Source organism: Streptomyces sp. ICC4 (assembly GCF_003287915.1).
GTDB classification, from domain to species: domain Bacteria; phylum Actinomycetota; class Actinomycetes; order Streptomycetales; family Streptomycetaceae; genus Streptomyces; species Streptomyces tritrimontium.
Genome location: NZ_CP030286.1, coordinates 4,514,785 through 4,526,677, shown reverse-complemented (window position 1 = coordinate 4,526,677; position 11,893 = coordinate 4,514,785). Strand labels below are relative to the sequence as shown.

Below are 11,893 nucleotides of genomic sequence, written 5' to 3'. Positions count from 1 at the left end.
CGTGCCCGCGCCGCTACGGGCCCAGGACCACCGCCGATTCGGCCGGCACGTGGATCCGCCCGTCCGCGTCGGGATGGTTCGCGGGGATCCAGGAGGCCAGAACCCGCATGCCGTTGCGGCCCAGCGCGATGGTCGTCGGCTCCGCGGAGAAGTTCACCACCACCCGGATGTCGCCCCGGCGGAACGTCAGCCAGCGCCGCTCCTCGTCGTGGGCGGTCCGGACCGAGGCCAGATCGGGATCGCGCAGGTCCGGATGGGTGCGGCGGAGCCCGACCAGGGTGCGGTACCACTCCAGCAGGCGGGCGTGGGGGTCCCGTGCGGGCTCGGCCCAGTCCAGGCAGGAGCGGTCCCGGGTCGCGGGGTCCTGGGGGTCGGGGATCTCCTCGGCCTTCCAGCCGTGTTCCGCGAACTCCCGCCGCCGGCCCGTGCGCACGGCCTCGGCGAGGGCGGGGTCGGGATGGTCGGTGAAGTACTGCCAGGGCGTTCCGGCCCCCCACTCCTCGCCCATGAACAGCATCGGCACGAACGGCCCGGTCAGCGCCACCGCCGCCGCGCACGCCAGCAGGCCGGGGGAGAGGGAGGCGGCGAGCCGGTCGCCCAGCGCCCGGTTGCCGATCTGGTCGTGGGTCTGGGTGTAGCCGAGGAACCGGTGCGCGGGGGTGCGGACGCGGTCCACCGGGCGGCCGTGGTGGCGGCCGCGGAAGGAGGACCAGGTCCCGTCGTGGAAGAAGGCCCGGGTCATCGTCTTGGTGAGGGCGCCGAGCGGGGCGGCCGCGAAGTCCGCGTAGTAGCCCTGGGATTCGCCCGTGAGCGTGCAGTGCAGGGCGTGGTGGAAGTCGTCGTTCCACTGCGCGTGCAGTCCGGTGCCGCCGGCGGGGCGGGGCGCGGTGGTGCGCGGATCGCACAGGTCGGACTCGGCGATCAGGAACAGCGGCCGTCCGCTCTCGGCCGCCAGGGCGTCGACCGCGCCGGCCAGCTCCTCCAGGAAGGTCAGCGCCCGGCCGTCGGCGAGGGCGTGCACCGCGTCCAGGCGCAGCCCGTCGATCCGGTAGTCGCGCAGCCAGGCGAGCGCGCTGGCGAGGAGGTAGGCGCGCACCTCGTCGGAGCCCGGCGCGTCCAGGTTCACCGCCGCGCCCCAGGGCGTGTGGTGGGTGTCGGTGAAGTACGGCCCGAAGGCGGGCAGGTGGTTGCCGGAGGGGCCGAGGTGGTTGTGCACCACGTCCAGTACGACGCCGAGTCCGGCGCCGTGCGCCGCCTCCACGAAGCGGACCAGCCCGGCCGGGCCCCCGTACGGCTCGTGCACGGACCAGGGCGCGACCCCGTCGTACCCCCAGCCGTGGCGGCCGGGGAAGGAGCACACCGGCATCAGCTCGACGTGGGTGACGCCGAGCGCGGTCAGGTGGCCGAGGCGGGCCGCGGCCGCGTCGAAGGTCCCCTCGGGGGTGAAGGTGCCGATGTGCAGCTCGTACAGGACGGCTTCCTGGAGCGGGACGCGCGGGGCGGGGGCCGGCTCCCCGGGGGTGAGGGCCGCGAAGTCGACGACCGCCGAGAGGCCGTCCGGGCCGTCGGGCAGGCGCCGCCCGCGCGGATCGGGGCGTACGGGCCCCTGGAGATCGCCCCCGGGCCCGTCCGGGCCGCCTCCCAGCAGGTATCCGTACCGGGAGCCGTCGGCGGCCGGGGCCTCGGCGAGCCACCAGCCGGGCCGCTCCGGATCGGGCGCCATCTCGTACGCGGCCTCGTCAAGTCGCAGCGCGACCCGACCTGTCAGCGGTGCCCACACCTCGAACTGCACGGACGGTCCCCTCGTCTTGCGGCGGTACCCCAACCTGCGTGACCGGCCCATCATCTCCGGCTCGGCGCGGGAGTTCTGGACACTCTGCCCCTGACGGGCCGACAATCACCCTGTGACGTCCAGTTTCGAGTTCCCCGCCTATCCCGCCCCGCGGCTGTCCGACGCCGAGCGCGACCGGGCGCTGGGCCAGCTCCGGGAGGGCGCTGCCCTCGGGAAGTTGTCGCACGACACCTTCCTGCGCCGTATGGAGCTCGCCCTTGTGGCCCGGCGCACCGAGGACCTCGCGGTGCTCACCGCGGACCTGCAGGGCCGGGAGGGCGCCGAAAGCCCTTGGACCCGTCGGCTGTTCGGCTGGGTGGGGCGGGCCTCGGCCGTGTCGGTGGGCGTGCGGCGGGCCTGGGCCGCCGAGAAGCTGCCCAAGCTGCTGCTTCCGCACCCCGGCGCCGGACCGCTGCGGATCGGCCGCGACCCCGGCAACGGGCTGCGGCTCAGCCACGAGACCGTCTCCCGGGCGCACGCGGAGCTCAGCACGCGCGACGGGGTGTGGGTGATCACGGACCTCGGCTCGACCAACGGGACCACGGTGAACGGGCGCCGGGTCACCGGCTCGGCCGTGGTGCGGGACGGGGACCAGATCGGCTTCGGACGGATGTCGTTCCGGCTGTCGGCGAGCTGAGAGCGGGCAGGTCCGGGGCGGGCTCGGCCGGTCCGGGGACCGGAGCCGAAGCCGTGGCCGGAGCCGAAGCCGGGACCGCGGCCGGGAGACCCCGCTGCGCGCCGGAGCGGGGGCACACGGAGGATGGGCCCATGGAACACCTCTCCGCCGCCCCCGTCGTACGGCCCGCACGCCCCGAGGACATGCCGCGCCTGGTCGGCCTCATGCGCGAGCACCAGGAGTACGAGAAGTCCGAGCCCCGCCCCGCTGGCCCCCTCGCCGACCGGCTCGGCCCGCAGCTCTTCGCCGATGACGCCCGGCTCTGGGTGCTGCTGGCCGAGACCCCGGACGGCGCGGTCGCCGGGTACGCCGCCTGCTCGGCCGAGTTCTCCTTCTGGGACGCCCGCCACCACCTCCACATGGACTGCCTCTACCTCGCCGCGGAGGCTCGCGGACACGGCCTGGGAGCCGCCCTGGTGGAGGGCGTGCGCGCACTCGCCCGGACCCTCGGCCTCGGCCACGTCGAATGGCAGACCCCCGACTGGAACGAGGGCGCGATCCGCTTCTACGACCGGCTCGGCGCGACCGGCCGCCCGAAGATCCGCTACGCGCTGGCGACGGAGCGGCCCGCCGGCCCGTCGTGATCTACCGGCCGGCCGCCACGAGCCGTTCGTACGCCGCCAGGACGACCCGGGACTGGTGTTCCACCTGGGTGGCCACCGGGACCCAGCGGGCCTCGAAGCGGGCCGCGAACTCCTCGCACCAGCCCGCGACGAGCCGGTCCACGGCCGGGGCCGTCGGATGGCCCTGGGCGCGCAGGACCCGCAGCAGCATCGCGGCGGCGCGCAGCGAGAGGCGCCGGCCGAAGGCGTCGATGCTCCCGATGTAGGCCGCCGTGGCCTCGGCGGGCGCCTCGGCGCCCGTCCACTCGACGGCGATCCGGGGGATCAGCGCGAGCGTCCAGTCGACCGCGCGCAGCAGCGCCGAGGCGGCCGGATCCGTGCCGGCGGCCGCGACCTCCCGCAGCCGCGCGACCCGCGCCGCGTCGGCGGTGAGCCGCCCGGCCAGCAGGCGCAGGGCGGCGCGCGGGTCCGGATGCGGTGCCGGATCGTCCACCAGGTCCGAGGCCCACATCGGGACTTCGATGATCGCGGTGGTCCCGGCGTGGCGGTGGGCGTGGTACCAGGTGCTGAGCCGGGTGTCCTCCGGGTGGAAGGCTCCGCCGGCCGCGGGCCCCGGCTCGGGCATCACGAAGATGCCCGCACCGGGTGAGGGCCATCCGGAGGCGTCGGAGGCGCTGGTCTCGACCGGGATGCGCAGCTCGGCGGCCGATTTGCCGAAGGGCTCGGCGAGGCCGGGTATGTCACGGGTCAGCTGGATCCACGAGCCGCCGAGGTCGGTGCCGTGGAGGGACACCTGGAGGGCGGGGCGCAGCTCGTCGATGAGGGCGGTCAGGGCCAGCGTCTCGGGCGGCAGCCGGTCGGGGGCCAGTAAAGACGGCGCCCACTCGGGCTGTTCGGGGCCCGGGGGCCGGAAGAAGTTCCGGTGGTAGTCGAGCAGGGAGTACGGGCGGGGCGTGCGGTGCAGGGCCGCGCCGTCCGGGTCGGCGCAGAGCAGGAAGTGCCAGTCGGCGCCGGCCGCCTCGTCGACGGGGCCGCGGACCAGGCGCCGGGCGAGCGCGAGGGCGGTGGCTCCGCCCACGGGCTCGTTGGCGTGGGCCCCGGCGACGACGAGCACGTTGCGCGGGTGTCCCGCGCCCACGGAGAGCAGCCAGAGCGGCTCCCCGGCCCGGGAGGTGCCGGCCTGGCGGAGCCCCACCGGGCCGGGGTGTTCGTCCACCAGCGCGCGGGCGGCCAGCGCGAGTTCGCGGGGGGTGGGGTAGCACATGTCGCGGATGAGTGTCACAAGGAGTGCCATGCCCGCCGCGCACCCCGCCTACTGCTCCGCGCGCCCCGCACTTGCCCGCCGGCCGGACGCAATCCCCTGGCCGAAGCCCTGCGCCCGGCCGGGCCCGCCGCCGCGCCGAGCCCTGCACCGACCCCTGCACCGCCCCCTGGGCTAAGCCCTGCGCACCAGGACCGCCACCGGTGACTCCGCCAGGAGGGCGGCCAGCGGGACCCCGCCGGTGAAGGACGGGCCCGGGGCGTCGAGGGGGGTCCAGCGGCCCGGGGGCAGTTCCAGGGCCGTGGTGCGCCAGCCGCCCGCCGCCGCGAGGCGCAGGGACAGCCGGGTCACCGCCACCACCAGGTCCGCGGAGCGCGCGTACGCCACGCAGTGCTCCGCGGCCGGACCCCGGGCCGGGAGCGGGGCGTAGCCGGTGAAGAGCTCCGGGCGGGAGCGGCGCAGCCGCAGCAGCGCCGCGGTCAGGGCGAGCTTGCGCGCCGCGAGGGTGCCCGGCTCCGGGTGGGGGTCCAGCTCGGCCGGTCGGCGGTTGTCCGGGTCGACCAGGGCCCGGTACTCGCTCTCGGAGCCCTGGTAGAGCTCCGGGACCCCCGGCATCGTCAGGTGCAGCGCGGTCATGGCCAGGACGTTGTCCCGGGCCGCCGCCGCGATCTCGGGCGGGTCCTCCCGCGGGTCCGGCACGTACCCCGCGACGTCCGCCTCGTACCGCTCGTCCCGGTCGGTCCAGCTCGTGTGCAGGCCCGCCTCGCGGACGGCCTTGAGCAGGGCCTCGGCCAGCCGCTCCTCGCGGTCGGGCGCGGAGCCCAGGCCGAAGGCGCTCTGCCGCGCCACCCAGGCCAGCTGCGGATCCGGCCCCGGCGGCGCCCCGTGCGGTTCCCGCGCCAGCTCGGGGGCCTGGGACAGCACCGCGATCCGGGCGCGTACGTCCGCACTGCGCTTGGTGTCGTGCGTGGACAGGACCGTGCCGGAGGCGGGCCAGTCGCGCTCCAGGCGCGCGCAGTACGCGTGGAACTCCCCGGGGGAGACCGCCGGACGGCCCGGATCGCCGCCCACCTCCGTGGCCGACAGGAGCGGGGCCCAGCGGTAGAACGCCCGGTCCTCCAGGGACTTGGCGCGCAGGGCCGCCGAGGTCTGCGCGAAGCGGGCAGCGAAGACGCCGTCCCGCCAGGTGAGTTCGCGGACGGCGGCGATGTCGTCCGGGCTCACTCCGGTGACCTCGGTGAACCCGTCGGCGCCCGGGTAGGGGCGGTACGCCGGGTAGGCGACGAGCAGTTCGCGCACCGCCCGGGCCGCGGCGGGGCCCGCGCGCCGCTCCAGCGCGGCCAGCTCCGCCGCCAGGTCCCCGGTCAGCACTTCCCGCGTGGACCGCTCCGCGGTCTCCGGCCAGTCCGCGGCTCCGGTGGACTCCCGGTAGCGCAGGGCCAGTTCCTCCGCGCCCGCGGGATCGACGAACAGGCCGTCCACGTGGCGCAGGGCGTCGTAGCCCGTGGTGCCGGCGACCGGCCAGGCGGCGGGCAGGCGTTCGCCGCGGGCGAGGATCTTCTCGACGACGATCCAGCAGCCGGGGCCGGTCGCGCTCCGCAGCCGGTCCAGGTACTCCCGGGGGTCCGCGAGGCCGTCCACGTGGTCGATGCGCAGCCCCTCGACGACCCCGTCCCGGACCAGCTCCAGGATCTTCGCGTGCGTGGCCGCGAACACCTGCGGGTCCTCCACCCGGACCCCGATGAGATCCGAAATGGTGAAGAAGCGGCGGTAGTTGAGGGCGGTGCGCGCCTCCCGCCACCAGGCGGGGCGGTAGAACTGCGCGGCCAGCAGTTCGGCAGGCTCCAGTGCGGCGGTGCCGGCCCGCAGCGGGAACTCCAGGTCCCCGTGGCGCAGTACGTCCCCGTCGGCCTTGAAGTCCGCGGGCCCGGCGGGCCCGGGGAGCACCGGCAGCAGCACCTGTCCGCCGCCCGCCTCCCAGTCGATGTCGAACCAGCGCGCGCAGGGGGAGCCGGGCCCCTCGCGCAGCACCTCCCACAGCTGCCGGTTCAGCCGCAACGGCGAGGGCACGGCCATGTGGTTCGGCACGATGTCGAGCACCAGGCCGAGTCCGTGCGCGCGGGCGGTGGCGGCCAGGGCCCGCAGGCCCGCCTCCCCGCCGAGCTCGGCCCGGACCCGGGAGTGGTCGGTGACGTCGTACCCGTGTGCGGAGCCGGGCACCGCCTCCAGGACGGGGGAGAGGTGGAGGTGGGACACACCGAGCGAGGCGAGGTACGGCACGGACTCCCGTGCGTCGGCGAACGTGAACTCGGGGCTCAGCTGGAGGCGGTAGGTCGACGCCGGGGTGACGGCCGGCGGAACATCGGATTCCGTATGCATGCGTGCGGGCGGCTGGCTCATGAGAACGTACGTACCCAGGATGCGGGATTCCGTGCCATTACCCAATGCATCCGGGTGACTGCGGCGGGTTAACGTTGCTCAAGTGTTCGGAATCGTCAACACCTATCGCAAGGTCATCGCCCTGACCGGGCCCCTACTCCCGCTCGTCTCCTTCCTCGCCCGACTGCCCGTCGCGATGTCGCAGTTCGGAAGCGTCCTGCTGGTCGCCGAGACCAGCGGCTCCCTCGCCACCGCCGGCATAGTCGGCGGCACCCTCTCCGCCGGACAGGTGGTCTTCGGACCCCTCCTGGGCCGGCTCGCCGACCGCCACGGGCAGCGCCCCGTCGTCCTGGGCGCCGCCGCGGTCAACGCCGTCGCGACCGCCGCTCTGGTGGCCGGGGCGCTCCAAGGGCTCGCCACCGCCCCGCTCGCCGCGATCGGAGCCCTCACCGGCGCCTCCGTCCCGCTGATCGGACCGCTCGCCCGTACCCGCTCCGTGGCCCTGGCCCACCGCGCCAAGGCCGACGAGTCCGTCGTCAGCGCCATCCACTCGCTCGAAGGCACCCTGGACGAGGTCTCCTTCGTCTTCGGACCGGCCCTCGTCGGCCTCGCCACGCTCGTCCTGCACCCCGCCGTCGCCCTCGGCGGCGCGGCCGCCCTCGTCGCCGTCTTCGGCACCCTCTACGCGCTGCACCCGACCGCCGCCGTCACGGCCGGGGCCTCCGCGCGGCTGCGCAAGGAGAAGGACCGCGCCCAGGTCCGCCCGCCCGGCGTGGTCTACGCCGTACGCGGCTCGCTCGCCCTGCAGGGCGCCATGTTCGGCGCCTGCCAGGCCGGAATCGCCGCCCTGACCGCACAGTTGGGCGTTCCCGGCCAGGCGGGCATCGTGTACGCCGCCATGGGAGTCGTCAGCGCCGTCGTCGGGCTCTCGCTCGGCGCGCTGCCCGCCCGTTTCGGGCTGCGGCTGCGCTGGCGGGTGGCCACGGCCGCCGCGCTCGTGTTCTCCGTACCGCTGCTCTTCACCGACACCCTGTGGCCGCTGTACGTGGTCGTCACCGTGCTCGGGGCCGCCTACGCCCCGCACCTGATCACCGCCTTCGCGCTCACCGAGCGGGCGGTGGAGCCGTGCCGGCTCGCCGAGTCCATGGCCATCGCCGCCAGCTCGCTCGTCGCCGGACAGGCCGCCTCCCTCGCCGTCTCCGGGCGGCTCGCCGAGTGGTACGGGCCTGCCGCGGCCTTCGCGGTGGCCGTCGGGGCGGCCGCCCTGTGCCTGACCCTGGCCCTCGTCACCCGGGTGCCGGCCGCCCGTACGCACGCCCTAGTGGTGCCCGCCCGGGACCGGGTCCCGGCGCAGGACGCCGGCGGAGCCGGCCGGGAAGCCGGTCAGGGTGCCGCCCTGGAGGGCGCCGTCTACGCCGGGCGCTGAAGCACCACCAGCGACCGTCCCGTCAGCGCCACCCGGTCGCCGGCCGCGAACTGCGGCCCGGTGCCGGGTGGCAGTACGTCCGCCCGCGCCGTGTCCACGACCAGCCGCCACTGCGCGCCGTGCCCGGCCGGGACGGTGAAGTCCTGCGACTCCGCCCCCGCGTTGAACATCAGCAGGAACGAGTCGTCGGTGATCCGCTCCCCGCGGGTGCCGGGCTCCGAGATGGCCTCCCCGTTCAGGAACACCGCCAGCGCCCGCGCGTGCTGCGCCTGCCAGTCGCGGGCCCGCATCTCCTCCCCGTGCGGGGTGAACCAGGCGATGTCGGAGAGCTCGTCGTGCGTCCCCTCCACCGGCCGGCCGTGGAAGAACCGGCGCCGCCGGAACACCGGGTGCTCGCGCCGCAGCCGCACCATCATCCGGGTGAACTCCAGCTGGGCGGGCGCCGGTTTGCCGGGCTCCGGCCAGGAGACCCACGACAGCGCGTTGTCCTGGCAGTAGGCGTTGTTGTTGCCGGCCTGGGTGCGGGCGAACTCGTCGCCGTGGCTGATCATCGGCACGCCCTGCGAAAGCATCAGCGTGGCCGTGAAGTTGCGCATCTGGCGCTCGCGCAGCTCGACGACCGCCGGATCCTCGGTCGGCCCCTCCACCCCGCAGTTCCAGGACCGGTTGTGGGTCTCGCCGTCCCGGTTGCCCTCGCGGTTGGCCTCGTTGTGCTTCTCGTCGTAGGAGACCAGGTCGTTGAGGGTGAACCCGTCGTGGCAGGTGGTGAAGTTGATGGAGGCCAGGGGACGGCGGCCGTCGTCCTGGTAGAGGTCGGAGGAGCCGGTCAGCCGTCCCGCGAACTCCGCGAGCGTGCGCGGCTGCCCGCGCCACAGGTCCCGCACGGTGTCGCGGTACTTGCCGTTCCACTCGGTCCACAGCGGCGGGAAGTTGCCCACCTGGTAGCCGCCCTCGCCCAGGTCCCACGGCTCCGCGATCAGCTTGACCTGGCTGACCACCGGATCCTGCTGGACCAGGTCGAAGAACGAGGACAGCCGGTCCACCTCGTGGAACTGGCGGGCCAAGGTGGCCGCCAGGTCGAAGCGGAAGCCGTCCACGTGCATCTCGGTGACCCAGTACCGCAGCGAGTCCATGATCAGCTGGAGCACGTGCGGGGAGCGCATCAGCAGCGAGTTCCCGGTGCCGGTGGTGTCCATGTAGTGCCGGGGGTCGTCCGCGAGCCGGTAGTACGAGGCGTTGTCCAGCCCGCGGAAGGACAGCGTCGGGCCCAGGTGGTTGCCCTCGGCGGTGTGGTTGTAGACCACGTCGAGGATCACCTCGATCCCCGCCTCGTGCAGCGCCCGGACGGCCGACTTGAACTCCAGCACCTGCTGCCCGCGGTCGCCCGAGGCGTAGCCGTTGTGCGGGGCGAAGAAGCCGATGGTGTTGTAGCCCCAGTAGTTGCTGAGACCGTCGTCCACCAGGCGGTGGTCGTTGACGAACTGATGGACCGGCATCAGCTCCAGCGCCGTCACGCCGAGCTTGGTCAAGTGCCCGATGACCGCCGGGTGCGCGAGCGCCCCGTAGGTGCCGCGCAGCTCCTCGGGGAGGTCGGGATGGCGCATGGTCAGGCCCTTGACGTGGGCCTCGTAGAGCACGGTCCGGTGGTACTCGTGGCGCGGCGGCCGGTCGTTGGCCCAGTCGAAGTACGGGTTGACCACGACCGAGCTCATGCTCTTGGGAGCCGAGTCCAGGTCGTTGCGGGAGTCGGGCCGCCCGAAGTGGTAGCCGTACACCTCCTCGCCCCAGTCGACGCTGCCGGCGACGGCGCGCGCGTACGGGTCCAGGAGCAGCTTCGCCGCGTTGCAGCGCCGGCCGCGCTCGGGCTCGTAGGGGCCGTGCACGCGGAATCCGTAGCGCTGCCCGGGCATCACGCCCGGCAGGTAGGCGTGCCGGACGAACGCGTCGGTCTCGCGCAGTTCGACCGCGGTCTCCGAGCCGTCGTCGTGCAGCAGACACAGCTCGATGCGTCGGGCGGCTTCCGAATAGACCGCGAAATTGGTGCCGGCGCCGTCGTACGTGGCACCGAGCGGATACGCCTGTCCCGGCCAGACCTGCATAGAAGACGACTCTTCCCGTGGGTGTTGGGCTGATGTTCGGGCTGATCCGGCGTGGACCTCATGTGCAGATCTTCCCCGAAAGAGGGCTCTCACGCGGGGACTTGGGAGGGTCCTACCGGGTGACCCGGAAAGCTGATAGGAGGTTTGGCGGACCACGGGTACATCTGACGAATCCGATGATGGGCGCATCGGATAATGGGTCAACAGCCTTCCGGCGTACGGTTCGTCGGGTCACCTGGGGCCGCATCGGGCTGCAGGGGGCCGTGCGCGCGGAGTACCCTTCCGTGATCACTGGAGACGGGCGTCCAGACGCAGGAGGCGGTGCACGGGTGAGCTCGGGAGGTCTGGAGCTGCCCCCTGGTGACAGCGGTCACGAGGGCGGCCCGGCGGACGCCGCAGGCGGGGCGCCCGGCGGGATTCCCGCCGGAGCGGTGTCGCTGGCCCCGCCGGAGGCCGGGAGGGCGCCGGCGGCCGGGGCGGGCGCCGAGCTGGACTGGGGCGCGGACGCCTGGAGCGAGGTCCGTACGCGGGCCCAGCGCGCGGGCCGTGCGTACATCTGGCTGAATCTGATCGAGCAGCGGCTGCGGTCCGTGGTCGGGGCGGTGCTCCGGCCGGTCTACGAGCCCGTGCACGGCGGGGGCGGGGACGACTGGGTGGTCGCGGCCGCCGGGCCCGCCGGGCAGGAGTGGGTGCAGCGCGCGGTCGCGGTGCGGGAGGTCAGCCGGCGCAAGGGCTACCTGCTGGACTCCGCCGACGACAACGTGCTCAGCTTCCTGACCCTGCCGCAGCTGCGCGAGCTCATGGTCCAGCACTGGCCCTGCTTCGAGCCGTACTTCGACGACCGGCGCGAGATCGAGCAGGCGCTGGACGAGCTGGAGGTCACGCGCAACGTCGTCTCGCGCAACCGTGCCCTGTCCCGGGCGGTCCTGGAGCAGGCCGAGCGGGCGTCGGCGCGGCTGCTGGAGGTGCTGGGCGGCGGAGCCGGCTCGCCGTCGGCGGACCGGCTGCCCATCGACGCGGTCGAGGACCTGGTCGGCGACCGGTACGCGGACGTCATCTCCGTCCACCCGGACCGGGTGCGGTTGCAGCGCCAGCTGCCGGCGGAGGATCTCTTCGGCGGCGCGCGGCGGCTCGACGCCATCGGCATAGGGCTCAACCTGCTGGTCCAGAACTTCTCGGGCCGAAGACTGGTACGCCTCGCGGAGGCCGGCTGCCGGGTGCGGCTGCTGTTCCTGAACCCGGCGAGCAGCGCCGTCAAGCGGCGCGAGCGGGAACTGGGGCTGCGCAAGGGCGAGCTGAGCCGCTCGGTGGAGATGAACATCCTGCACGTGCGACGGGTGCGGGCGGGGCTGCGCGACCCGTCGGGCTTCGAGATCCACGTCTTCGACGAGACCCCGCGCTTCACGGCGTACCTGGTGGAGGGCGAGTCCTCGGGGATCGCGGTGGTCCAGTCGTACCTGCGCCGGGCGCGGGGCATGGAGGCGCCGGTCCTGGTCCTGCGGGGCGGCGGGCGGGGGCCCGCGCGCGAGCGCGACGCGGAGCACGGGCTGTTCCCCACGTACCGCGAGGAATTCGAGTCGATCTGGCAGGACTCCCGGCCGGTGTCGTGACTGTCAGTGCCGCGTGACAGGCTGAAACCTGTTGACCGAAGGTACGGG

Annotated in this window: 8 protein-coding genes; 4 read left to right on the top strand and 4 right to left on the bottom strand. The window is 74.4% G+C overall.

Translation table 11 applies throughout. The annotated features are described in order from the left end of the window. Positions 1-13: 13 nt before the first annotated feature. Complete coding sequence (gene treZ / locus DRB89_RS20970) at positions 14-1,792, bottom strand: malto-oligosyltrehalose trehalohydrolase (RefSeq protein WP_112450698.1); 1,779 nt, start codon at positions 1,790-1,792, stop codon at positions 14-16. Between the two features lie 112 nt (positions 1,793-1,904). On the opposite strand from treZ, the gene DRB89_RS20965 reads away from it, so the two are divergent. Together DRB89_RS20965 and DRB89_RS20960 are read left to right on the top strand one after the other, a co-directional pair. Beyond that, entirely contained in the window at positions 1,905-2,468 is a 564-nt protein-coding gene (locus tag DRB89_RS20965; protein WP_112450697.1) for a DUF1707 and FHA domain-containing protein, read from the top strand. Positions 2,469-2,599: 131 nt separating this feature from the next. Next, positions 2,600-3,091, top strand: a complete 492-nt coding sequence (locus DRB89_RS20960) for a GNAT family N-acetyltransferase (RefSeq protein WP_112463380.1) — start codon at positions 2,600-2,602, stop codon at positions 3,089-3,091. 1 nt (position 3,092) lies between these two features. On the opposite strand, the gene DRB89_RS20955 is transcribed toward DRB89_RS20960, so the two are convergent. Beyond that, a complete protein-coding gene (locus tag DRB89_RS20955; RefSeq protein WP_239516259.1) occupies positions 3,093-4,364 on the bottom strand; it encodes a M14 family zinc carboxypeptidase in 1,272 nt (423 codons plus the stop codon). A gap of 141 nt (positions 4,365-4,505) precedes the next feature. Then, positions 4,506-6,731, bottom strand: a complete 2,226-nt coding sequence (gene treY / locus DRB89_RS20950) for a malto-oligosyltrehalose synthase (RefSeq protein WP_239516258.1) — start codon at positions 6,729-6,731, stop codon at positions 4,506-4,508. 82 nt (positions 6,732-6,813) lie between these two features. Between treY and DRB89_RS20945 the strand changes: the two genes are divergently transcribed. Continuing rightward, entirely contained in the window at positions 6,814-8,136 is a 1,323-nt protein-coding gene (locus DRB89_RS20945) for an MFS transporter (protein WP_112450694.1), read from the top strand. On the opposite strand, the gene glgX is transcribed toward DRB89_RS20945, so the two are convergent. Beyond that, entirely contained in the window at positions 8,121-10,235 is a 2,115-nt protein-coding gene (glgX, locus tag DRB89_RS20940; protein WP_112450693.1) for a glycogen debranching protein GlgX, read from the bottom strand. The two genes, DRB89_RS20945 and glgX, sit on opposite strands and share 16 nt — an antisense overlap. A gap of 329 nt (positions 10,236-10,564) precedes the next feature. Here glgX and DRB89_RS20935 point away from each other — a divergent pair, with 329 nt between their 5' ends. Beyond that, complete coding sequence (locus tag DRB89_RS20935) at positions 10,565-11,845, top strand: SAV2148 family HEPN domain-containing protein (RefSeq protein WP_112463379.1); 1,281 nt, start codon at positions 10,565-10,567, stop codon at positions 11,843-11,845. The last annotated feature ends 48 nt before the right edge of the window (positions 11,846-11,893 follow it).

Excerpts from the sequence above, each read along its gene's own strand:
- glgX (WP_112450693.1), bottom strand. The coding sequence starts at position 10,235 with ATGCAGGTCTGGCCGGGACAGGCGTATCCGCTCGGTGCCACGTACGAC.
- DRB89_RS20960 (WP_112463380.1), top strand. The coding sequence starts at position 2,600 with ATGGAACACCTCTCCGCCGCCCCCGTCGTACGGCCCGCACGCCCCGAG.
- treY (WP_239516258.1), bottom strand. The coding sequence starts at position 6,731 with ATGAGCCAGCCGCCCGCACGCATGCATACGGAATCCGATGTTCCGCCG.
- DRB89_RS20955 (WP_239516259.1), bottom strand. The coding sequence starts at position 4,364 with ATGGCACTCCTTGTGACACTCATCCGCGACATGTGCTACCCCACCCCC.